Source organism: Diaphorobacter caeni (genome assembly GCF_015354245.1).
In the GTDB taxonomy this organism is placed as follows: Bacteria; Pseudomonadota; Gammaproteobacteria; order Burkholderiales; family Burkholderiaceae_C; genus Diaphorobacter_A; species Diaphorobacter_A caeni.
The window spans coordinates 779,963-805,712 of record NZ_JADKYZ010000002.1 but is presented as its reverse complement, the minus strand read 5'-3'; the positions used below and the strand labels follow the sequence as shown (position 1 = coordinate 805,712).

The following is a 25,750-nucleotide window of genomic DNA, read 5'->3' as shown; positions in this document are numbered from 1 at the left end:
GAATCTGGAGATATTGGTATGACGTTCTCAATCGTTGGTCGTTGTGACCAGACCGGGCAACTCGGCGTTGCCATCAGCTCGTCGAGCATTGCCGTGGGCGCGCGCTGCCCGTGGGTGCGCGCGGGCGTGGGCGTGGTGTCCACGCAGAACGTCACGCTGCCGGGGCTGGGTCCGCGCGTGCTTGATCTGCTGGAGCAGGGTGCCGCGCCCGATGCGGCTTTGCAGCAGGCGCTCGACGACAAGAGCTGGCCGCAGTACCGGCAGGTGACGGTGGTCGATGCACAGGGCCGCACCGGCGTGTTCAGCGGCACCGAGGCGCTCGGCATCTTCACCAGCGCGATGGGCAAGCAATGCGTGGCCGCGGGCAACATGCTTGCGAGCAAGGGCGTGATCGAGGCCATGATTCCCGCGTTCGAGAACAGCGCGGGCAAGCCGCTCGCAGAGCGCCTGCTCATCGCGATGCAGGCCGCCATGGCGGCCGGTGGCGAGGCGGGTCCGGTGCATTCGGCGGCGCTCAAGATCGCGGGCGAGCATGTCTGGCCCATCGCCGATCTGCGCGTGGACTGGGCCGAGCACGACCCCATCGGCGAGCTGCAGAAGCTCTGGACCGCCTACCAGCCGCAGATGCAGGACTACCAGACGCGCGCGCTCAACCCCACGGCCGCGCCGAGCTACGGAGTGCCCGGCGATGAGTGACGCAGAAAAATACCGCGCCACCGACATGTCCAGCCGCGCGATGCTCGCGCAGCTCGTCGCGTTCCCCACGGTGAGCCGCAACTCGAATCTCGAGCTGATCGTCTTCATCCGCGACTACCTCGCGCAGCATGGCGTGAAGGCCGAGCTGTTCTACAACGCCGAGCGCAACAAGGCCAGCCTGTTCGCCACCATCGGACCGACCGACCGCGCGGGCATCGCGCTCTCGGGCCATACCGATGTGGTGCCGGTCGATGGGCAGGCGTGGACGGTCGACCCGTTCCAGCTGCTCGAGCGTGATGGCCGTCTCTACGGACGCGGCACGGCCGACATGAAAGGCTTCATCGCGAGCGTACTTGCGGCCGTTCCGGGCTTTACCCGTGCGCAGCTCAAGCAACCGGTGCATCTGGCCTTCTCGTATGACGAGGAGATCGGCTGTCTCGGCGTGCGCCCCATGCTGGCCGAGCTGGCCAAGCGCCCGATCAAGCCGCGCCTGTGCCTGATCGGCGAGCCCACGGAACTCAAGCCGGTGCTTGGCCACAAGGGCAAGCTCGCGATGCGCTGCTGCGTGAAGGGTGCGGCCTGCCATTCCGCCTATGCGCCGTATGGAGTGAACGCCATCGAATACGCCGCGCGCATGATCGGCAAGCTCGGCGACATCGGTGCGGAGCTGGCACAACCGGCGCTGCACGACGCGCGCTTCGACCCGCCGTATTCGACCGTGCAGACGGGTGTGATCAAGGGCGGACGCGCGCTCAACATCGTGCCCGCCGAATGCGAGTTCGACTTCGAAGTGCGTGCGCTGCCGGGCTACGACGCAGGCGAGGTAGTGAGCGCGCTGCAGACCTTCGCCACGGACGAACTGCTGCCCCGCATGCAGGCGGTGAAGCCGGACACCGGAATCGCGTTCGAGGAACTCAGCGCCTATCCCGGCCTAGTCACCCCGCAGGACAGCGATGCCGCCAAGCTGCTTGGCTGGCTCAGCGGATCGACGGACTTCGGCACCGTCGCCTACGGCACCGAGGGCGGGCTCTACATGCAGTCGGGCATCCCCTCGATCGTCTGCGGACCCGGCAGCATGGACCAGGGCCACAAGCCGGACGAGTTCGTCAGCGTCGCTCAGCTGGAGGGCTGCGACGCGATGCTGGCACGCCTCACTCAGCATCTGGAAAACGCGAGCACATAACGATCACTATGCGCAATTGCTGAAATTCGCGCTGGGGAAAACCAGAGGTTCAGCATTTTGCAATAGCCCATTCCGTGCCATGGGAAACACAATGGGTCTCTTCCAAAAGGAGACCCATCTCATGGCTGCGAACGTTGCCGATCAGGAGCCCGATCTGCCGCTGGCGGGCGTGCGCGTGCTGGACCTCTCGCGCGTGTTTGCAGGCCCGCTGTGCGGGCAGGTGCTGGCCGACTTCGGCGCGGAGGTCATCAAGGTCGAGCATCCCGGGCGCGGCGACGACACGCGCGACTGGGGCATGCGCATCGGCAAGACCGAGACCACTTACTACAACAGCATGAACCGCAACAAGCGTTCGGTCACGCTGGACCTGCAGACGCCCGAGGCCATCGCCATCATCCACGATCTGCTGCGGCAGTCGGACGTGGTGATCCACAACTTCAAGGCGGGTGGCGCGGAGAAGCTCGGGCTCGGCTACGAGCAGCTCAAGGCGATCAAGCCCGACGTCGTCTACGTGGCCGTCGCGGGCTACGACAGCAGCGGGCCGGAGGCGCAGCGGCCGGGCTACGACCTGGTGATCCAGGGCGAGGCGGGCCTGATGGCGCTGAACGGCGAGAAGGAGCAGCCGCCGCTCAAGTTCGGCGTGGCGGTGGTCGACCTCATGACCGGCATGACGGCCGCGCAGGCCGTGCTCGCGGCGCTGTTCAAGCGGGAGCGCACGGGGCAGGGCCGCTTCATCGAGATGGCGCTCTACGACTGCGGCGTCATGATCACGGGGTACTACGGGCTCGACGCGCTCGAGCTCGGTCACGACCCCGAGCGCTACGGCAATGCGCATCCGTCCATCGTGCCCTACGGCATGTACGAGGCGGCGGACGGGCCGCTGATCATCACGGTCGGCACGAATGCGCAGTTCGAGAAATTCTGCCGCGTGGTGCTCGAGCGTCCCGACATCGTCGATGACGAGCGCTTCGCCAGCAACGTCAACCGCGCCAAGAACCGGCTCGCGCTCACGCCGATGCTCAAGGAGCTGATCCGTGCGATCAAGCGCGATGTGCTGCTCGATCGCTTGCGCAAGGCGGGCATTCCCTGCGGCGAGGTGCTGGGCCTGCACGAGGCGCTGCACAGCGAACGCACGCGGCGCAGCGGGCTGGTGCAGGACATGCCGCATCCGGTGGTCGGCACAACACCAGTGTTTGCGCCGCCAGTGCGCATGAACGGGCAGCGCCTGCCGATCCGCAGCGCGCCGCCCACGCTCGGCGAGGGCACGCGCGAAGTGCTGCGTGGTCTGCTCTCGCTGAGCGACGAACGGCTCGCGGAGCTGCGCGACAAGGGCGTGCTGACGCTGCCCGAGTGAGTGTTCCGGATCTTTCCCTGTTTTTCTGTCAGTCCGTGTTCCGCATAGTCCGTGTTCCGCATTCTCTGTGTGATGGCGCCGCTGCCGAGTGCAGCCTGCCGATTGAATGATTCAAGGAGACGAGCGAATGAGCTTCAATGACGTGTCGATGATCCAGCGCCGCACCCTGCTGCAGGGCGCGGCGGCATTTGCCGGTGTCCATCTGGTGTCGGGCGCGCAGGCGCAGACGGGCCGGGACCACTGGCCCAGCAAGCCGATCAGGCTCATCGTGCCGTACAACGCGGGCGGCGCGACCGACATTCTCGCGCGTGCGTTCGGCGAGGGGCTGTCCAAGCGCGTGGGCCAGCCGGTGGTGGTCGACAACCGGCCCGGCGCGTCGGGCATCGTCGGCACGGACGCGGTGGCCAAGGCCGTGCCTGACGGCCACACGCTGCTGATGTCGCTGAGCTCGTCGATGCTGGTCAACCAGTATCTCTATTCCAAGCTGCCGTATCACCCGATCAAGGACCTTGCACTGGTCTCGCAGGTGAGCACCGCGCCGGTCGTGCTCGCGGTGCATCCGTCGGTGCCGGTCAAGAACATGAAGGAACTGCTGGCGTACGCCAAGGCGCATCGCGGCCAGATGAGCTACGGCTCCTACGGCGTGGGTTCGTACGCGCATCTGGCGGGCGCCTACATCAGCAAGATCACCAACTCCGACATGAACCACGCGGCCTACAAGGGCGAGAGCCAGGCGATCCAGGAGCTCATCAGCGGGCAGTACCAGTTCGGTTTTCTGAGCGCGCAGAACGTCAAGCCGCATGCCGATACGGGACGCATCAAGGCGATTGCGGTGACGGGCCGCCAGCGCATGGTGGTGATGCCCGACGTGCCCACGATCCATGAGCAGGGCGTGCTCGATGATGCGTTCTCGCTGGTCGGCTGGATCGCGATGGGCGCGCCTGCTGGCGTGCCGCGCGACATCATCGCGCAGCTCTACGCGCATCTGCTCGAGGTCGCCAAGGACCCCAAGGTGCAGGAGCGCATCACGGGCGCGGGCTTCGCGCCGCTGATGAGCTCGCCCGAGCAGTTCCGCGAGAACTACCAGCGCGACATGCCGGTCTGGAAGGCGCTGGTGGAGACGGCAGGGGCCAGGCTCGACTGAAATCTGTTTTTGGAAAGAAGGACAACACGCATGAAGACGCGCATCACCGAACTCTTTGGCATCGAGCATCCCATCATCCAGGGTGGCATGCACTACGTGGGGTTTGCCGAGCTGGCCTCGGCGGTTTCCAACGCGGGTGGGCTTGGCATCATCACCGGGCTCACGCAGCGCACGCCGGAACTGCTCGCCAACGAAATCGCACGCTGCCGCGAGATGACGAGCAAGCCTTTCGGCGTGAACCTGAGCTTTCTTCCGGCGGTGAATCCGCCTGACTACGCGGGCTACATCCGCGCCATCATCGACGGCGGCGTGAAGGTCGTCGAGACGGCGGGCAACAACCCGCAGAAGTGGCTGCCGATGATGAAGGACGCGGGCATCAAGGTGATCCACAAATGCACGTCGGTGCGCCATGCGCTCAAGGCCGAATCCATCGGCTGCGACGCGATCAGCGTGGACGGCTTCGAGTGCGGCGGGCATCCCGGCGAGGACGACGTGCCCAACTTCATCCTGCTGCCGCGCGCGGCCGAGGAGCTGAAGATTCCCTTCGTCGCATCGGGCGGCATGGCCGACGGGCGCTCGCTCGTGGCCGCCCTGGCGCTCGGCGCGGACGGCATGAACATGGGCACGCGCTTCATGGCGACGGTGGAAGCGCCGATCCACGACAACGTGAAGCAGGCCATCGTGCAGGCGAGCGAGCTGGACACGCGCATCGTCATGCGACCGCTGCGCAACACCGAGCGCGTGTTCGCCAACGCCGCCACCGAAGAGGTGCTGCGCAAGGAGCGCGAACTCGGCAGCCGCATCCGCTTCGAAGACATCGCGCCCGAGCTGGCCGGTGCCTATCCGCGCATCATGCAGCAGGGCGACATGCAAAGCGGCGTCTGGTCCTGCGGCATGGTCGTCGGCCTGATCCACGATGTGCCGACCGTGCAGCAGCTCATCGACCGCATCATGGGCGAGGCCCACGCACTCATCGACCAGCGGCTCGCTGGCATCTCCGCCGCCTGATGCGCGACATCCATCTCTCTCCCATGACCACCACGTCCCATCCGCTTGCCGCAGCGCCGTTCCACTCCGTCTCCGACCTCCTGCGCCTGCACGCCCAGACGCGGCCCGGGCATCCCGCGCTGCGCGACGAAACCGAGGCGCTGAGCTACGGCGAGCTGGACGCGCTGGTGGACCGCATCTCCGCGTCGTTGCAGCGCGACGGCGTGTGCAGGGGCGATGTGGTGGGCATCTGCGCGCTGAACTCGGTGCGCTGCGGCGCGGTGTTTCTTGGTGCGTTGCGAGCCGGTGCGGCAGTGGCTCCGCTCGCACCTTCATCGACCAGCGACACGCTTGCCGCCATGCTGCGCGACTCCGGCGCCAGGCTGTGGTTCGCGGATGCGTCGGCCGATGTCTCCGCGCTCGACTCCAGTCTGTCGTGCATCTCGCTGGACGGCATCGCGCACGGACGTATGTTCGATCCCTGGCTGGTTGCGGCGGGCAGCAAGCCGCAGCATGTCGACGTGGTGCCCAGCGACGCGTTCAACATCATCTACTCATCGGGCACCACCGGCACGCCCAAGGGCATCGTGCAGTCGCACGGCATGAGGTGGGCGCATGTGCAGCGCGGCGCAGCCAACGGCTACGGGCCCGAGTCGGTCACGCTGCTCGCGACGCCGCTGTACTCCAACACCACGCTGGTGATCTTCATTCCCTCGCTCGCCTACGGTGGCAGCGTGGTGCTCATGAAGAAATTCGACGCGGCGCGCTATCTGCGTCTGGCCGAACAGCAGCGCGTGACGCACGCCATTCTCGTGCCGGTGCAGTACCAGCGCATCATGGCGCTGGCCGACTTCGACGCGCATGATCTTTCCGCGTTCCGCTTCAAGTTCTGCACCAGCGCGCCGTTCCGTGCCGACCTCAAGGCCGACGTGCTGGCGCGCTGGCCCGGTACGCTCACCGAGTACTACGGCATGACCGAAGGCGGCGGCACCTGCATCCTCGATGCGCACCTTTTTCCGCACAAGCTGCACACCGTCGGCCGGCCGGCCGCCAACAGCGACATCCGCCTGATCGACGAAGCGGGAAACGAGGTGCCGCAGGGCGAAATCGGCGAGGTCGTCGGCCACTCCACCGGCATGATGACCGGCTACCACGGCCAACCCGAGAAGACGCGCGAGGCCGAATGGTTCGATCCGACGGGCAAGCGATTCATCCGCACGGGTGATGTCGGGCGATTCGATGAGGACGGATTTCTGACGCTGATGGATCGCCGCAAGGACATGATCATCAGCGGCGGCTTCAACATCTACCCGAGCGACCTTGAGGCGCAGATGCGTGCGCACCCTGCGGTCGAGGACGTGGCTGTGGTGGGTGTCGCTTCGCAGCTGTGGGGCGAAACCCCGGTGGCCTACGTCGTGCGGCGCAAGGGCGCGCTGGATACGGCCGACGAGATCAGGCAGTGGTTCAACGCGATGGCGGGAAAGACCCAGCGCCTGGCCGATCTGGTGCTGGTCGACGAGCTGCCGCGCAGCGCTATCGGCAAGGTGCTAAAGCGCGATCTGCGCGAGGCTTACGCGGCGTCGGCCAAGCCGAGCATCTGACGCGCCAAGGACTCGCCGACCTTGATGCCGTCCACGCCCGCCGACAGAATGCCGCCCGCGTAACCGGCTCCTTCACCCGCAGGATAGAGGCCCTGCGTGTTCAGGCTCTGGAAGTCGGCTCCACGGCCGATGCGCAGCGGCGCGGAGGTGCGCGTCTCCACGCCGGTCATCACCGCGTCGGCCATGTCGTAGCCACGGATCTTGCGGCCGAACACCGGCAGCGCCTCGCGCATCGCCTCGGTGGCAAACGCGGGGAGGGCCTTGTCGATGCTGGTCAGGTGCACACCAGGCTTGTATGAGGGCTGCACGTCGCCGAATGCGGTGGAGTCGCGTCTGGCCAGAAAATCTCCCACGAGCTGACCCGGCGCGCTGTAGTTGCTGCCGCCCACCACGTAGGCATTCGATTCGAGCTGGCGCTGCAGCACGATGCCCGCGAGCGGATGCGTCGTGCCCGTCTGGTAGTTCTCGACGCCGTAGCTCTTGCCGAGATGCTGCTCGAACGAGGCCACGTCGCTCGGAAAATCGCTTTCATCCACGGCCACCACCATGCCCGCGTTCGCATTGCGCTCGTTGCGCGAATACTGGCTCATGCCGTTGGTCACCACGCGCTCCGGCTCGCTCGTTGCAGCGACCACGGTGCCGCCTGGGCACATGCAGAAGCTGTAGACCGCGCGGCCGTTCTTCGCGTGATGGACCAGCTTGTAATCGGCAGCGCCAAGCAGCGGATGGCCCGCATGCTTGCCCCAGCGTGCACGGTCGATCACGCTTTGCGGATGCTCGATGCGCACGCCGATGGAAAACGGCTTGGCCTCCATCGCCACACCGCGCTCGTAGAGCATCGCGAACGTGTCGCGCGAGCTGTGGCCAAGCGCCATCACCACCTGCGTGGCGGGCAGCGGTTGCTCTTTGCCGGTGGCCAGATTGACCACCGTGAGCCCGGTGACGCGGCGCGTGCCGTCGGCATCCGTCTGCACCTGCACATCGCTCACGCGTTGCCCGAAACGCACTTCGCCACCCATCGCGATGATCTGCTCGCGCAGCGTCTCCACGACCTTCACGAGCTTGAACGTGCCGATGTGCGGATGTGCGGTGTACAGGATTTCAGCGGGCGCACCGGCCTGCACGAACTCCTCCATCACCTTGCGGCCCAGGTGGCGCGGATCCTTGATCTGGCTGTAGAGCTTGCCGTCCGAGAACGTGCCCGCGCCGCCTTCGCCGAACTGCACGTTCGACTCGGGCGTCAGCACGCGCTTGCGCCACAGGCCCCAGGTGTCCTTGGTGCGCTGGCGCACCTCGCGACCGCGCTCCAGCACGATGGGCTTGAATCCCATCTGCGCCAGCACCAGCGCGGCAAAGATCCCGCAGGGCCCGAAGCCGATGACGACCGGGCGCTCCGCCAGGTCGTGAGGGGCCTGCCCCACCGGCTTCCACGCCATGTCCGGCGTGGCGTTGACATGCGGATTCTTCTCGTGCGCCGCGAGCAGCGCGGCCTCCTGCGCCGCGTCGGCCAGCGTCACGTCGACGATGTACACCGCCATCAACTCGACCTTGCGCGCGTCGAAGCTGCGCTTGTGCACATGCAGGGAGGCGAGGGCGCTTGCGTCGATGGCCAGCGTCTGCGCGATCTGTGCGCGCAGGGCGGCCTCGGGATGGGTGTCGGCGTCGAATTCGCCCGCTGGCAACGCGGAAAGCGGCAGCTTGATTTCGGAGATGCGGAGCATGTGGGGCTGGCCCGTGGTGATCGGGCGAGAGCAGTTCAATCAGGGGACGAAATCATAGCGAAACGCCATGTCCCTTGCCGGCAGTCCAGCTCCGCAGGGGCCCGTTTGTGCTCAGAGATCCGGAGGCTCACCCTTTGCCAGCAGTGCGTTGGCCCATTTCTCGAGCGCCGGACGCGTGCGCTCCAGATAGTCCTGTGGACGGAAGGCGCGCTTGAATCCGGGCTCTTCCACTCCGACCAGATTGCCGCCGTGCGGATACCAGTAGAACCCCCAAAAGAGAAGCCATCGCACGTCGAGCACGAAGCTTTCCTTCGGAATGTCCGCATCGTTGAAGTCCCGCCGCAGCATGTAGGCATTCATGCCCGGCGAGCGAGCACGATGCAGATCCGTCAACCACGGACGCGGATTGATGAAGAACTGCGCACCGCCCATGGTGAACGGCTCCTGCAGCGCCAGCTTCCGGTTGGCCACCACGCCGGGGTGGTCGTCGCGGATCAGCGGGTTCGCGCCTTCGGTCAGCAGGCGCATCACCATCAGCGTTCGGGTATCGATGTCGTAGTCGAAATCGGCACCGCCATGGATCGCCTTGAAGCTGCCGTTGGGCCGCTGCTCGATGCCGGTGAACGACGCCTTGCGCACCGGGCCGACAAAGGCCTTCCAGGCCAGAAAGAGGGCGTAGGCTTTGTCGGGTGACATGTTGGAGGGCTTCGGCGTTTGGGGATTCCAAGGAGCCCACGGCGTGGAGTGCGGAGAGGCGGCAGCGCTGCAGCCTGCCGTCGTCAGCGCTGTCAGAGCCAGCAGGCAGCGCAGGTGTTCGCGTCGAGTGGTGAGTGAAGACATGGTGGTCTGGTCAGCAGCACGAGCCGGTGTGCGGTGCACGATTGAACGCGCGGGTTGGGGTGCCACGCTGTGCGGCATCGATATGGTGAGCCCTCTCGATCCAGTCACGCTGACCGAGTGTTTTTAATTGATGAATGGGATCAATGCATCAACATGATAGCCAATGCTTTTCCGCTGTTGCTGTCAATTTGATGTCGTGAAGAAGGTTCGGATGGAATGGCTCGCAAACGTGCAAGGCATGAGTGCCGGGCATGAAAAAGCCCCACCACGGCACGCGACCGCAGTTCGGGGCTGGGGTATCCACGGCAGGTGGGCAGTGGATATGCAGGACGACGAGCTCAGCTCGGCAGGAATCCATCCACCGACAGATAGCGTTCGCCCGTGTCGTAGTTGAAGCCCAGCACGCGCGCGCCTGCGGGCAGTTCGGGCAGTTTCTGGGCGATGGCGGCGAGTGTGGCGCCGGAGGAGATGCCGACCAGCATGCCTTCTTCGCGCGCCGAGCGGCGGGCGTATTCGCGGGCGGGTTCGGCGTCGACCTGGATCACGCCGTCGAGCAGCGTGGTGTCGAGGTTCTTGGGGATGAAGCCCGCGCCGATGCCCTGGATCGGGTGCGGTGCGGGCTGGCCGCCGGAGATCACGGGCGAGGCCACGGGCTCGACGGCGAAGACCTTGAGGCTCGGGAACTTGGCCTTGAGCACGCGCGCGACGCCCGTCAGGTGGCCGCCAGTGCCCACGCCGGTGATCAGCGCGTCGATGCCGTCAGGGAAATCGGCGAGGATTTCCTGAGCCGTCGTGCGCACGTGCACGTCGATGTTGGCGGGGTTCTCGAACTGCTGTGGAATCCATGCGCCGGGGGTCGATGCGGCCAGTTCCTGCGCGCGGGCGATCGCGCCCTTCATGCCCTTTTCCTTGGGCGTCAGATCAAAGCTTGCTCCGTAGGCCAGCATCAGGCGGCGGCGTTCGATGGACATGCTCTCGGGCATCACGAGGATCAGCTTGTAGCCCTTGACGGCGGCGACCAGCGCGAGGCCGATGCCGGTGTTGCCCGAGGTCGGCTCGATGATCGTGCCACCCGGCTTGAGCGTGCCGCGCTGCTCGGCGTCCTCTACCATCGCCAGCGCGATGCGGTCCTTGATCGAGCCGCCGGGATTGCCGCGCTCGGCCTTCACCCAGACATTGGCACCAGCGCCGAACAGACGGTTGATCTTCACGGCGGGCGTATTGCCGATGGTCTGCAGGATGTTGTCGTATTTCATGAAAGAAGTCTCCAGCTACAGGGGATGAATCGGAACGGGATGAAAACGAGAAAGAAAACGGGAAAGAAAACGGGAAAGGACGCCGGACAAGAGTCTGGCTGAAAGCAACCAGTCCATTGTGGCGCAGTTGTTAGTACTTTTCGCGATATGGATATGCAGGTTTTGCTGCGGTTGGGAATATGCAAGCAGGTCGCTGGGGCGGGTTGCGAGGTGTCTTGAGGTAAGTCAAGTGATGTCGGGCATGGAGTTCCGACAATCGTTAGTAAGAAAAAGTGTCTCACGTCTTACGTCATACATAACTCACACGCTGCCGGACTTCGAGGACCTTCGTCGTCGTCAACCTCTTTCGACAGCGCACAACGATGGATCAAGCATGGAACTGTTCGACTTCAACATCATCGCGGGGAGCGTGGCCATGTTGCTGCTGGTGGGAGGCTACGCGATGCGTGAACGCAAGGGAGCGGACGTCTGCATGGTCATCGGCGTGTTCGGACTGGTGGTGCTGATTCTCAACACCATCGTGGCTGCGGCCAGTTGAGGCCGGGGCGTCCCGGCAGGAGCGGATGGGAACGAATTCCCCGCCCCCTCACTCCTCCGTGCTGGAGTTCCAGAACGCCTGGAGGACGCCGGGCAAGGCCTCAATCTGCTTGACGACACCGTCGAGCTCATCCGCGTCCACGGACGTTGCGTGCAGCACGACCTCGATCTCCGTGTCGCTCGGCCCGAACGCATGTTTTTCCACTGAGCGCGCCGGGTAGGTCGCGGCATCGAGCAACTCGAGCATCCGTTCGCGCACCGCCGCCTGAACGCTGCTCGTGCAGATCGCGTAGACGTAGTAGATCGCCTCGCCCGCTTCTTCGTTCACGGGGCGGCGGTTGATGGTGTTGACCACCGGGCGCAGCAGGGTGTTGGAGGCGAGCACGAACAGGGTCGCCATGAAGGCCTCGAGAATCATGCTCGCGCCGCAGCAGGCACCCACGGCGGCGGACCCCCACAGAGTGGCGGCGGTGTTCAGGCCGGTGACGGTGGCGCCTTCCTTCATGATCGATCCGGCGCCGAGAAAGCCCACGCCCGAGACCACGTAGGCGATCACGCGCGTGGCGCCGTCCGCGTCGCTCAGCCGCATGGCCAGATCCACGAACACCGCCGCGCCGACCGCCACCAGCGTGTTGGTGCGCAGGCCCGCCGTGCGTTGGCGGATCTGGCGTTCGAGGCCGATGACGCTGCCGAAGATGAAGGCGAAGAACAGGCTGACCAGCGTGTTGAGCGCTGCTTGCGCATTGAGGTTGTGGAGAGCTTGCATGCGATGCGCGGTCCTGATGTGGTTGTCTTGGTGCGTGCTGCGCGCTTTGTTGTCACCAGCCTCGGCGCTTCATGTGAAAGCGCCCGAGCAGCGTCGTCACGACAGCGTAGCAGAGCCATATGACGATGAACCACTCTGGATCTTGCGCGCTCCAGGGCCGTGGCGGGTTCGCGAGTTCGCCGTCCACGCCTTGGCAATTGCTGAGTTTGCGCTCAGGACGCTGCGGGGGCGTGACGGGCCAGCGTCTCAGCGCGCACGGCGCGACTGGGTCGCAAGAAAGCTGCGGATGCGGTGCGTGGGCCAGCGGGTGAGAGTGTCGAGCTCGCGCAGCTGGTCCTGCAGCGGCTGGGAGGGCGATGCGGTCGATGCGGCGGCGCTGCTCGTCTCTGTGGTGCAGCTGCGGTTGCGAGACGTCATGCGGGCGGTGCGAAAGAAAAAGGTCTTCATGGCGTTCTCCTTCGGTGAGGCAAGAATGAAGAAGGGCCACGCGGAAACGGTACGCGTCAAACGCTCCGGCGTCGATCGACTCCGAAGTGCTTCCATGATTCGAAAGGTGGGCGCAGGAGAGGCCGACACGCATGTCGAGCCTGAGGCGAGCGCTCAGTCGCGCCGCAATGCATTGAACGGTTCTGGTGCCGGTGACCGGCTCCCGTTCAAGCGGGGAGTCCAGTCAGTCGGCCAGCAACGCTGCCATTGCGGCGCGCGATAAATCACTGGTTGAACTGGCACTGTCCACGTGGGGACTCCTGAAATGGCGATCCTTCAATTATCGCCTTTGGGTGATATATCGGTCAATCGCTGTCGGGATTTCACGGTTGACGGCTGGCTGCTGGCTTTCCGGTCAAGCCCCAGACGATCAGCGCCTGCGCGCCGAAGTAGGCGATCAGCACCCAGAACAGCGCATAGGGAACCGGCTGCACGAAGCGGTCCAGCGCGAGGATGGCGTCGCTCAGCATGAACAGGCTCGCGCCGAGCGCCACCTGCAGCGCGTTGGCCGACCGCATGACGCGCCAGCGGCCCCAGGCCTGCGCGGTCATCAGCGCGATGACGGCGACGTAGACCGCGACGGGGATGCGCAGATCGGCGGGCAGGCCGCCGGTCCAGAGGAAGGCGTACATGCCCGCGCCGAGCAGCAGCGCTATGACGAGCGCGCGGCGGTCGGCGAACCAGGGCATGCCGCGCTTCATCACCACGATGTAGCACAGGTGGGCGAGCAGAAAGCTCACGAGGCCGGGCACGAACATGCCGCTGGCGGGCAGCATCAGACAGACGTCGCCGATGAAGGACCACTGCAGTGCCAGCAGCATCCAGCGCAGCGAGTACGGGTGGGTGCGGCCCTTGCTGTCCACGGGGGCGTGGCGCTGCGCGCTGAACACCTGCGCGCAGGCCAGCAGCATGGCGGCCGGCTTGAAGACCATGTGCCACTCCATCAGCCCGAGTGCGCCGGTGGCGGCCGCGAGCACGCCGGCGTCGAGCATCAGCGCGAGCCACACGCTGATGCGGCCCTGGAGCACGGCACCGAGGGTCCATTGCGCGGCGCTGATGGAGGCGAACCAGATGAGGTTGTGCGCGAGCGGGGCCTGGTCGGCGTTCCAGAGAAACAGCGCCGCTGCGGTCATCAGCGCGACGAACTGCATCGCCGCAAAGCCTCTGGCGGCGCGGCTCAGGGGCGGATCGAACAGTACGCGGTGCTCGTCGAGCACGAAGGCCGGTCTGGGAAATCGCTCGGCCACGTCGGCGGGGCGCCAGCCCGGCGGCTTGAGCCAGACGCGCAGCTTGTCACTCAGGCTGCGCGCGTGCCAGCTGTCGTGCGCGAGCTGGTTGTAGATGGAGAGGTTGGCCCAGAGCGGGTCCCAGCTCTTGAGCAGGCCGCGCGTGCCGTAGACGCAGGGTTCGCGGTCGTCTTCCTGCTTGAAGGTGCCGAAGAGTCGGTCCCAGAGGATGAGGATGCCGCCGTAGTTCTTGTCGATGTACTGGTCGTTGACGGCGTGGTGCACGCGGTGGTTGCTGGGCGCGCAGAACCAGCGGTCGAACCAGCCGAGGCGGCGCACCTGCTCGGTGTGCACCCAGAACTGGTAGAGCAGATCGATGAGGCCGACGACGACGAACACGAGCGGCGGCACGCCGACCAGGGCCATCGGCAGATAGAACAGCCACGACAGCAGCGCATAGGTGCTGGGCTGGCGCAGGGCGGTCGACAGGTTGTACTGCTGGCTCTGGTGGTGCACCACATGCGCGGCCCAGAGCACGCCCACCTCGTGGCCCATGCGGTGGTTCCAGTAGTAGAGAAAATCGTAGAGCACGAGCGCAATCAGCCAGCCGGGCACGCTGAGCCAGAACGCGTCCGCGCGCACCAGCGCCACATGCTCGAACACGGCGGTGTAGATGCCCACGGTGAGCAGCTTGGTGAAGACCGCGCTGGTCTGACTCATGAGTCCGAGGCTCATCGAGCTGAACGCGTCGGCCAGCCGGTACTTGTATTTCTGTCGGCGCATGCTGACCAGCCATTCGACGGCGATCAGCAAAAAGAACACCGGCGTGGCGATGACGATGACCTGGCTGGGAGAGAGCATGGCGGAGATTGTCTGCGGCGCCGACGGGGCCGCTACTGGCGTCTACCCTGAATCGCCATGTGGCGCCGATGCACAAGTTCACAAACTCCCGGCAGGGCTTCGCCAGATTGACATCGGGACTTTGGTATAAATCTGGCAAGACTAATACTTGTTCGCTATCACAGGCGGGATGGAGAAGGCAGCACGTGCTAACCAGCGAAGCAGAAGTTTTGGGGCTGTCCCCGGATGCTTCCTCAACCAAGGCCGCGCAGGGCCTGAAGTCTCCCGGCAAATGGCCGACCCTCGGCAGCGATGAGGCGGCAGTCTGGGGCGAGTGTCAGGGCAGCGGCAGCAAGCCCTATCAGACGCAGGTCGATCTGAGCGGTCCCTCGTTCAAATGCAGTTGCCCGAGCCGCAAGTTCCCGTGCAAGCATGGGCTGGCGCTGCTGCTCCTGCGTACGGCAGGGCAGGTGGCTGCTTCCGACACGCGCCCGCTCTGGGTCAGCGAATGGCTCGACTCGCGCCGTGACCGCGCCGAGAAGAAGGAGGCCAAGGCCGCCGCAGTGGCCGCCGCGCCGCCCGACCCAGAGGCCTCCGCCAAGCGTGAAGCCAAACGCTGGAGCCGCGTGGACGGCGGTCTGGCCGAACTCTCGCTGTGGATGCAGGACATGCTGCGCCAAGGGCTGGCCTCGCAGCAGCTTGACGACGCAAGCACCCATCAGGCGTGGCGGAACATGGCCGCGCGGCTGGTGGATGCACAGGCGCCCGGCATGGCCGCGCGCGTCACCCAGCTGTACGACGTGGCGAGCGCGCGTGGCGACTGGCCGGCCGTGCTGCTCAGCCATCTGGGTCAGTGGCAGCTGCTGCTCGACGCCGCGGCGCGCCGCGATCAGCTGCCGCCCGCGATGCTCGACGATGTGATGGGCGCGCTCGGTTTCAATCAGGACAAGGCCGAACTGCTGGCCACCTCGCCCGCCGTGGCGGACACCTGGCGGGTGCTGGGCGGCTGCCAGATCGAGGGGCAGGGCCGACTCGTGGAGCGGCGCATGTGGCTGCTCGGCGAGCGGACGCGGCGCATCGCGCTGCTGCAGGACTACGCGCACGGCGGCCGTGGCTATGAGCGCGCATGGCTGGTGGGGCGCAGCTACGCGGCGAGTCTGCATTTCTATCCGGGCGGCGCGCCGATGCGTGCCATCGCCGCAGATGCGAGCAGCCTGCTCGACGAGCAGGGCGACGCGTCGCCGTCGTTGCTCGCGCACAGCCAGGCGCAGCGGAGCTGGCGAGATCTGGCGGAGCGGCTTGCGGGCAATCCGTTTCAGCCGCTGCAGCCGCTGATGCTGCAGGGCGTGCATCTGCATCGCGCCGAGGGCGCTGGCTGGCAGGCGGTGGTGACCGATGCCGCTCACGAAGGCACTGACGGCGAGCAGCGCGTGCTGCAGCTCGATCTGCCGGATGAACAGGCGTGGAGCCTGCTTGCGGCGAGCGGCGGACATCCGGTGCTGGCGATGGGCGAGTGGAGCGATGAGCGCTGGCGCTTGCTCAGCGCGTGGAGCTTGGTGGGCGACGACGGGGCGCAGCTCATCTGGGCGCTTTCGGGAGAGGTGCAATGAGCGGATCAACGGGTGGATTGACGGGCGGTGCGCCCATGAATTCTTCGCTTTGGCAGGGGCTGATGCAGCAGGCGCTGGTCGGCACGCAGCGAATGGACGCGGTCGATGATGCGCAGTGGCCCATCGCGCTGCAGGCGCTGGTGCGCGACGCGAATGCCGCGCTGCCGTCGGCAGGTGATGCGCACGCGGGCTCGATCAAGCTGTTGCGTGCGGCGGGTGCGGCTGCCCTGTGGCAGCGCGCGGGCCATGTGCCGGCTGCCGTCGATCCGCCGCTGGCCCTGTCCGCCGCGCCCGATGACGTGCAGCCGATGCCGACCGACGAGGCGGTGATGCGCGCGCTCAACGCCGCCTTGCGCGACGGGCCTGAAAGCCTGATCCGCCAGAGCTGGCATGTGCTTGCGCGCGCCGGGATGCGGCTGCCGCAGCAGACGCTGCCGACGGCGCTCGACGCGGGCGCGCGCAACTCGGCGCTGCGAGCGGATCTGCTTGGCGTGCTGGGCGCGCGCGGCCTGTGGCTGGCGCAGCTCAATCCCGCGTGGAAGTACGCGGTGGGCACCGATCAGCAGGCCGATGTCGAACAGCTGTGGAGCGAAGGCAGCTTCGAGCAGCGCGTGGCCGTGCTGCGCAGCGAGCGGGGCAGCGATCCACGCGCGGCACGCGAGCGCTTCGAGGCCGCGATCAAGGAGCTCAACGCCAAGGAGCGTCTGGCGATGCTGGAGGTGCTGAGCGCGAAGCTGTCGATGGACGACGAGCCGCTCCTTGAGCGCCTGCTGACCGACCGCAGCGGCGAGATCAAGCAGCTGGCGGCGGAACTGCTGTCGACGCTGCCGGACAGCGCGCATTCGCAGCGCGTGGTCGCGTGGATCATGCCGCTGCTCAAGCTTAATGGCGATGGGGACACATGGACCATCGAGCCGCCCGAAAAGGAAAACGCCGACTGGCCGCGCGACGGCATCGCCATCAAGCCCAGCGGTTTCTTCAAGGGCGGCGAGCGCGCCTGGTGGCTCTACCAACTCGTGCGCATGACGCCGCCCGCGTGGTGGCTCGCGCATCTCGGGATGATGCCCGAGGCGCTGTTCGCGTGGGCGGGCAAGACCGAGTGGAAGCGCTCGCTGTGGGACGGCCTGCTCGAAGCGGCGGCGCGCGCGCCCAGCCGGGAGTGGCTGGGGCTGTTGACCTCGATGCAGGAAAGCCGCCTCGCGCTGCAGAGCCTGAACTCCTTGCTGGCCGCCATGCCGTTGCCCGAGCGCGAGGCCTACTGGAGCAGCCGCGTCAAGGCCGCGCCGAGGCTGGTGGTCGTGCTGATCCGCATCGGCGAGCTGATGGAGCCCGGCGAGCAGCTCTCGCCGCAGCTGTCCGCGCAGATCGTCTCGGCGCTGTCGCAATATGCCCTGGCGGCGGACGGCGCGAGCACGAACTGGAGCGTGCGCCACGACCTGTCGCAGGCGCTCGGAAGCGCCGCGCTGTGGCTCGATCCGGCGGCGCTGCCCGAGCTGCTGGCGGTGATCGACAAGGCCAGCGCCGCAGGCGCCGAGCAGGGAAACGTCGACGAGTCATGGCAGCACGTGCACCGCATCGCGGACATCCGCCAGACGCTGACACGGGTCGCGGAGCCTGTGGCCGTGGCCGCGTCATCCTGATCTTTTTCAATCTTCTTGCCAACAGAGAGCTTCACACCATGAGCCAGGTTCTTCGTCAACATGCAGAGCAACAATTCGCGCACGAACTGGACGCGCTGTCGCAGGTCGATGACCGCGCGCGTCCGCCCAACTGGAAGCTCTCGCCCTGGGCCGTGCTGCAGTACCTGATGGGCGGTACGCTCAAGAACGGGGTGGAGATTTCGCCCAAGTACATCGGCAATGCGCGCCTCATGGAGATCGCGGTGACCACGCTCGCGACCGACCGCGCGCTGCTGCTGTACGGCGTGCCGGGCACGGCGAAGTCGTGGGTGTCGGAGCATCTGGCCGCCGCCGTGAGCGGTGATTCCACGCTGCTCGTGCAGGGCACGGCGGGCACCAGCGAGGAGCAGTTGCGCTACGGCTGGAACTACGCCCAGCTGCTCGCGCACGGCCCGTCGGAGAAGGCGCTGATTCCGAGCCCGATGGTCAACGCGATGAAGCGCGGCAAGATCGCGCGCATCGAGGAACTCACGCGCATTCCCGCCGATGTGCAGGACACGCTGATCACCGTGCTCTCCGAAAAGACGCTGCCGGTGCCCGAGCTGGAGAGCGAGGTGCAGGCGGTGCAGGGCTTCTCGGTGATCGCCACGGCCAACAACCGCGACAAGGGCGTCAACGAGCTGTCGAGCGCGCTCAAGCGCCGCTTCAACACCGTGGTGCTGCCGGTGCCGGCCAGCGAAGCGGACGAGGTGCAGATCGTGATGAAGCGCGTCGGCGAGATGGGCCGCGCGCTTGCGCTGCCGGCCGAGCCTCCGGCGCTGGAGGAAATCAAGCGCGTGGTGCAGATCTTCCGTGAGCTGCGCAACGGCCAGACCGAAGACGGCAAGAGCGTGCGCATCAAGTCGCCCACGTCCACGCTGTCCACGGCCGAGGCGATCTCCGTGATCAACAGCGGCATGGCGCTGGCCGGGCACTTCGGCGACGGCGTGCTGCGCGCGGCGGACGTGGCCTCGGGCCTGCTCGGCGCGGTCATCAAGGATCCGGTGCAGGACACGGTGGTGTGGAAGGAATACCTCGAGACCGTGGTGAAGGAGCGCTCGGACTGGAAGGACCTGTACCGCGCCTGCCGCGAGCAGCTCTGAGACGCCATTGGACAGAAGACGACCACCGCATGACCGAAAACAGCAGCAACGACTTCGACGATGGAACGGCACCGGCCCTGCAGACCACGCAGGTGCATCTGGACGGGCTGTTCGACGTGCTCGCCAAACACTTGTATTCGACGCCGGTCGTCGCGATCCGCGAGCTGATCCAGAATGCGCACGACTCGATCTCGCGTCGCAGGCTCGAGGATCCGGGCTTCACCGAGCCCGGCCGCATCGACGTGATCGCCGACGATGCCGCGCAGACTCTCATCATCCGCGACAACGGCTCGGGCCTCACTGAACAGGAGCTGCACAGATTTCTCGCGACGCTGGGCAATGGCTACACCCGCCAGCTGCGCGCGACGGGACAGGAGGGCAGCGAGGAACTGATCGGGCTGTTCGGCCTCGGCTTTCTCTCGGCCTTCGTCGTGGCCGAGCAGGTGCTGGTGAACACCACCTCGTACCAGTCGACGGGCGAGGGCTGGCGCTATCTTTCAACGGACGGCAGGCGCTATGCGGTGCAGCCGATTCCCGCGCGGCCGGTAGGTACCGAGATCCATCTGGCGATGCGCAACGACTTCAACCATCTGTGCTCGGGCGGCGTGCTCAAGAAAGTGCTGGGGCGCTACTGCGCGCTGCTGCGCGAGCCGCTGTGGTTCGACGATGAATGCGTCAACGCCGATCCGCCGCCGTGGCGCGCCACGCAGGACGGCGTGGTCGTTCATCCCGCCGTGCTGCAGCGCCAGCGCATGGCGTTCGCGACGCGCATGGAGCGCCACTTCGAGCCGATCTGCGTGATCCCCATCGAGCCCGAGGGCGACAGCGATGCGCGCGGCCTCCTGTGGGTGCAGGACGGAGCGACCTACGGCACGAGCGACAACCGGCATCTGAGCGTCTACGTGCGCGGCATGCTGCTGGACGACGAGGCGCGCGACCTGATTCCCGTGTGGGCCGGTTTCATCGGCGGCGTGATCGAATCGAACGCGCTCACGCCCACCGCGAGCCGTGAGGATCTGCAGCGCGACGATGCCTATACGGCGGTGCGCGCGCATCTCAAAAGCGCGCTGATCAAGGGCCTCGCGAGCCTCGCCCAGGAGCAGGCGCCCGCATGGAGCCGACTGCTCACGCGCCACAACGAGGCGCTGCTCGGCGCGGCGCTTTGCGAGGATGAACTGTTCGCGATGCTCCAGGACGCCGTGCGCATTTCCACGAGCCAGGGCGACCTTCCGGTGCGCAGCCTCGTTCGCGACGGGCGCATTCACCTGAGTCTGGGGCAGAGCGGTGGCTTCGAGGACGTGCTGTTCCGCGCGCTGCAGGTGCCGGTTGCGCGTGGTGATCGCTACGCTGTGGCGGGATTTCTGCGCGAGTACGTGCGCGACCGTGGCGTGCTGCTGGTCGAGATCGGCACGGCCACGGGCAATGCGCGCATGTTCCGCGCGGCCGATCTGCCCGAGAGCGAGATCGCCTGGCTGCGCACGCAACTGGCCTGGGGCGAGCTGGTGGTGCCCGCGCGCTTCGTCTCGCCCGAGCTGCCGCTGATCGCCGTGCCCGACCGCGAGGCCCAGCTCAAGGCGCGGCTCGAGGCCGATGATGCGAGCAAGCGCATGGCGGGCGCGGCGCTGAGTCTGGCGCGCGCGTTCACCAAGCGCATCGACGCGAGCGTGTCCGCGCGGCTCTACATCAATCTCGACAATCCCGCGATTCAAGCGCTGCTGCAGAGCCATCGAGAGGGTCGCGCCGTGCCCGCGCACGCGGTGGCGCTGCTGCGCAGCTTCAAGGTCATCATGGCGCCTGGCGGCGAGGAGCTTGAAGGCCAGCCGCCGCTCGTTGATCTGCTCAATGACTTCAATGGAGCGGTGGCGGCGCTGTGCGCGCCGACGACTCGGAACTGAACCCCACAAGCCAATTTCAGGAGCAAGCCACATGGACAGTTTTGCCTGGGTCAACGACCTTGCCGAACAGCTGGAAGAGCAGGGGCAGCAGCGCCTTGCCTATCTCATCCACGACGTGCCGTATCAGCAGTATCGCGGCAACCATGCGCTCGTGGAGGCGCTGGTGCCCGAGGCGCTGGCGGCCGCGCGCAGCCTTGAGATTCCGTGGCTCGACATCTATTTCAAGCACTGGCTCAACGCCTCGCGCATTGCACGCCACCATGGCGAGACGCAGCTCGGCGAGGTGGTCGCATCGTACGAAAGCGCGCACCAGGAGCGCACCCACGCCTGCCCGCAGAGCGTGTGCATCACGCAGGATCTGGTGGCCACCTACGCCAACGTGGACGGGCCAGGATGGTCCGAAGAACGCCTTGCGGCCTGCGACGAGACGCTGGCGCGCATCGACCCGAGTTGGTCGTGTTTTGGCTGCATCAGCATCGAGCGCGCCAATGCGCTGCATGACCAGGGCCAGCCACGTGAAGCGGTGCTTTATCTGAAGCGCCAGCGCGACGAGCAGCGCCGTGCGGGCGAGGAGGTGACCACGCTGTTCGTGAGCACCGAGGTCGATCAGTGGCTCGCGCTCGGCGAGCCGCAGACCGCGCTCAAGCTGCTCGAAGAGTCCGAGGAGGACTCGGATGACGACGACCGCCGCGAACAGGCGACGCGACTGTTCCTGCGCACGCGTGCGCTGGCGATGGCGGGCGATGCGGCGGCGGCCATCGAGCTGCTGCCCGACTTCGACGACATCGAGCTTGAGGACTACTTGATGTGGTGCCGCGCCGCGTTGGCGATTGCGCGCGTTCAGCCGGACTTCAACACCGCCTCGCTCGGCCACGCGATCTGGAGCACCATCGAGCACCTGCACACCGTGGGCAATCACCGCGTGCTGATCGACCTGACGCTCGCGCAGGTCGAACTGTCGCTCGCGCGCCAAGTGCCCTGGCTTGCGGAAGGCGCGATGGCCCGCGCACGCGAACATTTGCCGATGCTGCGCCTGGACCTCGGCGCAGCCGCCAAGCTCGACACCGCGAGCGATGCATTGGCGAACGCGGGCGGCATCGCCGCGCCATGTCCGCCCGAGGAGCTGGTCGAATGGCTGAATTCCGATGCGGCGAGCGGGCTCGACAACGAGGCGGTGATCCAGTGGCTGGAGCAGGCGCACCGCGCGCTGCCGCAGGACGAGGATGTGGTGACGACGCTGGCCACGGCGCTCTCCAACTTTGGCTGCCATGATCTGGCGCGCACCAGGCTGCGTGCCATGGTGGAGGCGGCACCGGACTCGATCGCGCTGCAGAACCGCTGGTTCGGCGTGTGCATGAAGGCCGAGGACCACGCGGCGGTCGAGGAGCAGGCCGCGCGCATCGCGGCCACGCTGCCCGCGCAGGCGGCCTGGTACCGGGCCCGCGTGGCTTTCCGCGAGTCGCGTTTTGCTCAGGTCGGTCCGCTGGTCGAGCAGGTGATTGCGCACGACCCCGCTGCCGTCGCCACACGCGGGCTGTGGGCCGATGCGGCGATGGAACTCAAGGATTTCGACACGGCGGTCGAGCAGCGCCGCATCGTGCTGGAGAGCGAAGAGCACCCCGAAGTGCGCCAGCGCTGGGACCTGCTGATCGCCGCGAGCGCCGCGCAGCAATGGGCCGAGGTGCGCAGGCAGGCCATCGCTCTTGACATGGAGCTCGACCCCGTCGATTCCGAAGACGCGCCGTTGGAGGAGGACTGGGGCCTGATCTATCTGCGCCATGAAGAGGACGGCCGCACGCGTGACGTGATGGCACGCCGCACCGGACCGGCCACGGCGCGCATCGTTCAGCCCGCGCAGCGCGGAATGGATCAGGGCATGAACGACTGGGTGGTGTTCGTGCCCAGCCTCGCCGAGCAGCCGCCGGAAGACGAGGAAGAGCAGGAGCACTACATCCGCATCTACAGCGAACCGCTGCATGTGCTGGAAAAGGGTGGCCATGGCCCGAGCTACATGGTCGACGGCTTGCATCCCGGCGAGGAGCAGATCCGCGCGATCCGCGATGCGCTGGAGGAAGAGGGCTGGAGCACATGGCAGTACAGCAGCGACAGCTACCGCGTGGTCGATTCCGATGACGATGACCAGTCGGACGAAGACGACGAGGATGGTGACGAAGACGCCGGCCTGCCCGGCATCTATCTGGCGGTGACGGCACCGGCCGATGTGCCGCCGCGCGTGATCTCCGCGAAGCTTGCGGCGCTCACCAAGGGCATGACGCTGTGCTGGAGCGATCTGGCGCGCGACGCGGGCGAATCGACCGAGCGGCACGAGGCGATGGAAGAGCGTTACGGGCTCTGATCTGTCGCCCATCGGTCATTGGATGAATTGAAGAAGAACGGGAAACATGGATTCAGCATTGCACTTCTTTGGCATTCGCCACCACGGGCCGGGCAGCGCGCGCAGCCTGCTCAAGGCGCTGGAGGCCCTGCAGCCCGACGCCGTGCTGATCGAAGGCCCGGCCGAGTGCGAGGCGCTGCTGCCGGCCGTCGCCAACGAGGAACTGCGCCCGCCGGTCGCCATGCTGGTCTATGGCCAGGACGAGCCGAGCCGCGCGTCGTTTTTTCCGCTCGCCGAGTTTTCGCCCGAATGGGTGGCCCTGCAATGGGCCGTGAAGCATGGCGTGCCGGTGCGATTCATGGACCTGCCGCAGGCCACCGAAATGGCGCTCGACAAGGAGGCCGAGGAGGCGCGAGAGCGCAAGGCAGAGGAACTGGCGAAGCAGGCGGAGAGCGAGCCAGCATCGGATGCTTCCGAGGAGCCCGAAGCGGCGGATGCCGACAGCGCTGTCGAGGCCGAACGCGAACTCGAAAAGCCGCATCCCGACCAGCGCTTTGCACGCGACCCGCTCGATGCGCTCGCGGAGGCGGCGGGTTACGCCGACGGCGAGACCTGGTGGAATCGACTGGTCGAGGAACGCGGGGGCGACGGCGCGGTGTTCGACGCGGTGGCCGAGGCGATGACGGCGCTGCGCGAAGAGCTGCCCAACACCTTGCGCGGCGAGGCCTACGCGCTGCGCGAGGAGCGCCGCGAGGCCACGATGCGCCAGACCATGCGCGAGGCGCAGAAGGCCGGGCATCAGCGCATCGCGGTGATCTGCGGCGCATGGCATGTGCCCGCGCTGAAGGCGATATCGACGACGAAGATGACGGCCAAGGCCGATGCCGCCACGCTCAAGGGTCTCCCGAAAATCAAGGTGCAGGCGACATGGGCACCGTGGACGCACCGCAATCTCGCGAGTGGCAGCGGCTATGGCGCGGGCGTGGATGCGCCGGGCTGGTATGCGCACCTGTGGCGCACCGATGCGGCCGCCGACCACAACGCCGCCGCAGAGCCATCGCCGCGCTTCATCCAGCCGAGCCGCGCGGCAGGCTGGCTCTCGCGCGTGGCGCAACTGCTGCGCAACCATGACCTCGACTGTTCGAGCGCGCACATCATCGAGGCCACCCGTTTGGCCGAGGGTCTGGCGGCGCTGCGCGGTCAGACCGAGCCCGGCCTGCCCGAGCTGCACGAGGCCGTGCGCACGGTGGTCTGCATGGGCGAGTCCGCTCCGCTCAAGCTGATCCATGATGCGCTGGTGGTGGGCGATGTGCTTGGCAGCGTGCCTGCCGATGTGCCGCTGGTGCCGCTGCAGCGCGATCTGGAGCAACAGCAGAAAACGCTGCGGCTCAAGCCCGAGGCGGGCTCGAAGATCGTTGCGCTCGACCTGCGCAAGGACACCGATCTGGCGCGCAGCCATTTGCTGCATCGCCTGCGGCTGCTGGACCTTCACTGGGGGCGCCGCGCGTCGGACCAGCAGCGCAATCGCGGCACCTTCCGCGAGAGCTGGGATCTGCAATGGCGGCCCGAACTCGTGGTCAAACTCATCGAGGCGAGCCGCTTCGGATCGACCGTCGAGACCGCCGCCGTCAAGCGCGTGCTGCAGTCGCTCACTCCTCAGACCGCGCTGCCCGAGATCGCCGAGGCCATCGACGATGCGCTGCTCGCACAGCTGCCGCAGCTGGTGGAGCGGCTGATGAACGAGGTCTCTGCGCGCGCGGCCATCACCGGCGATGTGCAGCAACTGCTGCGCGCCTTGCCCGCGCTCGCCAACGTCTACCGCTACGGCAGCGTGCGCCAGACCGACAGCAAGCTGCTGGCGGGCGTGATCGATCAGCTCGTGCTGCGCGCGGCCATCGGTCTGCCGAACGCCTGTCTGTCGCTCGATGAAGAGGCCGCGCGCGGCGTGAAGACGCTCGCGCTGCAGGCCGACGAGGCGATCCGCCTGCGCGATGCCGAGGAGACCACCACCGCGTGGCACCGCGCGCTGGTGGTGATGGCCGAGGCCGACACCTGCGCGGCGCTGCTGCGCGGCATGGCGACGCGGCTGCTGCTCGATGCGAAGATCTGGGACGAGGAAAAGATCGGCCTGCAGTTCGCGCACAACCTGTCGCTCGGCGTCGTGCCGGTCGACGCCGCCGCGTGGCTCGATGGTTTTCTCAACGGCCAGGCGCTGGTGCTGCTGCACGACGATGCGATCTGGGGTGCGGTCGACGCCTGGCTTGCGCAGCTTGGCGAAGCGCAGTTCATCCAGGTGCTGCCTTTGGTGCGCCGCAGCTTTGCGGAATTCAGCCGCGCCGAGCGCCAGCAGCTCGGCTCGCGCGCGGTGCGTGGGCCAAAGCACGGCGCGCAGGCGACGCCATCCCACGGGGCCGCAACGGCGGACGATCTCGATGCGGAACGCGCGGCGCTGGTGCTGCCCGCGCTGCGCACGCTCTGGGGCCTGGCTCCAATCCAGACCTGAGAGCCTGAG

At 66.8% G+C, this 25,750-nt stretch carries 20 protein-coding genes; 14 read left to right on the top strand and 6 right to left on the bottom strand.

Annotated elements, in window-relative coordinates; all coding sequences use genetic code 11:
- Positions 1-18 precede the first annotated feature (18 nt).
- The 6 genes from ISG32_RS07485 to ISG32_RS07460 all read left to right on the top strand — a co-directional run bounded on the left by ISG32_RS07485 (position 19) and on the right by ISG32_RS07460 (position 6,965).
- Positions 19-696, top strand: a complete 678-nt coding sequence (locus tag ISG32_RS07485; protein ID WP_194770360.1) for a DUF1028 domain-containing protein — start codon at positions 19-21, stop codon at positions 694-696.
- On the top strand, positions 689-1,879 hold the full coding sequence (gene argE / locus ISG32_RS07480) for an acetylornithine deacetylase (RefSeq protein WP_194770359.1): 1,191 nt from the start codon (positions 689-691) through the stop codon (positions 1,877-1,879). Before ISG32_RS07485 ends, argE begins: the two co-directional genes overlap by 8 nt.
- Before the next feature lie 121 nt (positions 1,880-2,000).
- The gene (locus tag ISG32_RS07475; RefSeq protein ID WP_194770358.1) at positions 2,001-3,233 is read left to right on the top strand and encodes a CaiB/BaiF CoA transferase family protein; all 1,233 of its coding nucleotides are present in this window, start codon (positions 2,001-2,003) and stop codon (positions 3,231-3,233) included.
- 127 nt (positions 3,234-3,360) lie between these two features.
- Positions 3,361-4,377 carry a Bug family tripartite tricarboxylate transporter substrate binding protein gene (locus ISG32_RS07470; RefSeq protein WP_194770357.1) on the top strand — a complete coding sequence of 339 codons (1,017 nt, stop codon included), beginning with the start codon at positions 3,361-3,363 and terminating at the stop codon, positions 4,375-4,377.
- A 30-nt stretch (positions 4,378-4,407) separates the two neighbouring features.
- Positions 4,408-5,385: an NAD(P)H-dependent flavin oxidoreductase gene (locus tag ISG32_RS07465; RefSeq protein ID WP_194770356.1), complete on the top strand. Its 978-nt coding sequence runs from the start codon at positions 4,408-4,410 to the stop codon at positions 5,383-5,385.
- A gap of 23 nt (positions 5,386-5,408) precedes the next feature.
- The gene (locus ISG32_RS07460; RefSeq protein WP_194770355.1) at positions 5,409-6,965 is read left to right on the top strand and encodes a class I adenylate-forming enzyme family protein; all 1,557 of its coding nucleotides are present in this window, start codon (positions 5,409-5,411) and stop codon (positions 6,963-6,965) included.
- Here the strand turns inward: ISG32_RS07460 and ISG32_RS07455 are convergent.
- The 3 genes from ISG32_RS07455 to cysK all read right to left on the bottom strand — a co-directional run bounded on the left by ISG32_RS07455 (position 6,935) and on the right by cysK (position 10,782).
- Complete coding sequence (locus ISG32_RS07455; RefSeq protein ID WP_194770354.1) at positions 6,935-8,686, bottom strand: NAD(P)/FAD-dependent oxidoreductase; 1,752 nt, start codon at positions 8,684-8,686, stop codon at positions 6,935-6,937. The genes ISG32_RS07460 and ISG32_RS07455 overlap by 31 nt on opposite strands.
- A gap of 111 nt (positions 8,687-8,797) precedes the next feature.
- The gene (locus ISG32_RS07450; protein ID WP_194770353.1) at positions 8,798-9,382 is read right to left on the bottom strand and encodes a hypothetical protein; all 585 of its coding nucleotides are present in this window, start codon (positions 9,380-9,382) and stop codon (positions 8,798-8,800) included.
- Positions 9,383-9,864: 482 nt separating this feature from the next.
- Positions 9,865-10,782, bottom strand: coding sequence for a cysteine synthase A (cysK, locus tag ISG32_RS07445; protein ID WP_194770352.1), 918 nt, complete (start codon positions 10,780-10,782; stop codon positions 9,865-9,867).
- Positions 10,783-11,155: 373 nt separating this feature from the next.
- On the opposite strand from cysK, the gene ISG32_RS07440 reads away from it, so the two are divergent.
- Positions 11,156-11,320 (top strand): hypothetical protein, encoded by a 165-nt coding sequence (locus tag ISG32_RS07440; protein WP_194770351.1) that lies wholly within the window; start codon positions 11,156-11,158, stop codon positions 11,318-11,320.
- Positions 11,321-11,368: 48 nt separating this feature from the next.
- On the opposite strand, the gene ISG32_RS07435 is transcribed toward ISG32_RS07440, so the two are convergent.
- Together ISG32_RS07435 and ISG32_RS07430 are read right to left on the bottom strand one after the other, a co-directional pair.
- Positions 11,369-12,085, bottom strand: a complete 717-nt coding sequence (locus ISG32_RS07435) for an MgtC/SapB family protein (RefSeq protein ID WP_194770350.1) — start codon at positions 12,083-12,085, stop codon at positions 11,369-11,371.
- 246 nt (positions 12,086-12,331) lie between these two features.
- Positions 12,332-12,532: a hypothetical protein gene (locus tag ISG32_RS07430; protein ID WP_194770349.1), complete on the bottom strand. Its 201-nt coding sequence runs from the start codon at positions 12,530-12,532 to the stop codon at positions 12,332-12,334.
- Here ISG32_RS07430 and ISG32_RS07425 point away from each other — a divergent pair.
- The gene (locus ISG32_RS07425; RefSeq protein ID WP_194770348.1) at positions 12,531-12,794 is read left to right on the top strand and encodes a hypothetical protein; all 264 of its coding nucleotides are present in this window, start codon (positions 12,531-12,533) and stop codon (positions 12,792-12,794) included. The genes ISG32_RS07430 and ISG32_RS07425 overlap by 2 nt on opposite strands.
- Positions 12,795-12,894: 100 nt before the next feature.
- Here ISG32_RS07425 and ISG32_RS07420 read toward each other — a convergent pair whose 3' ends face one another.
- Positions 12,895-14,658: a lysoplasmalogenase family protein gene (locus ISG32_RS07420; protein ID WP_194770347.1), complete on the bottom strand. Its 1,764-nt coding sequence runs from the start codon at positions 14,656-14,658 to the stop codon at positions 12,895-12,897.
- Between the two features lie 185 nt (positions 14,659-14,843).
- Between ISG32_RS07420 and ISG32_RS07415 the strand changes: the two genes are divergently transcribed.
- The 6 genes from ISG32_RS07415 to ISG32_RS07390 are packed head-to-tail and all read left to right on the top strand — an operon-like array spanning position 14,844 to position 25,741.
- Entirely contained in the window at positions 14,844-16,247 is a 1,404-nt protein-coding gene (locus tag ISG32_RS07415; RefSeq protein ID WP_323745905.1) for an SWIM zinc finger family protein, read from the top strand.
- Entirely contained in the window at positions 16,244-17,887 is a 1,644-nt protein-coding gene (locus tag ISG32_RS07410; protein ID WP_194770345.1) for a DUF5691 domain-containing protein, read from the top strand. Before ISG32_RS07415 ends, ISG32_RS07410 begins: the two co-directional genes overlap by 4 nt.
- 38 nt (positions 17,888-17,925) lie before the next feature.
- Entirely contained in the window at positions 17,926-19,008 is a 1,083-nt protein-coding gene (locus tag ISG32_RS07405; protein WP_194770344.1) for an ATP-binding protein, read from the top strand.
- Between the two features lie 29 nt (positions 19,009-19,037).
- Positions 19,038-20,903 carry an ATP-binding protein gene (locus ISG32_RS07400; protein WP_194770343.1) on the top strand — a complete coding sequence of 622 codons (1,866 nt, stop codon included), beginning with the start codon at positions 19,038-19,040 and terminating at the stop codon, positions 20,901-20,903.
- Positions 20,904-20,934: 31 nt separating this feature from the next.
- A complete protein-coding gene (locus tag ISG32_RS07395) occupies positions 20,935-23,259 on the top strand; it encodes a tetratricopeptide repeat protein (protein ID WP_194770342.1) in 2,325 nt (774 codons plus the stop codon).
- A 46-nt stretch (positions 23,260-23,305) separates the two neighbouring features.
- Positions 23,306-25,741, top strand: a complete 2,436-nt coding sequence (locus ISG32_RS07390) for a DUF5682 family protein (RefSeq protein ID WP_194770341.1) — start codon at positions 23,306-23,308, stop codon at positions 25,739-25,741.
- Positions 25,742-25,750 lie beyond the last annotated feature (9 nt).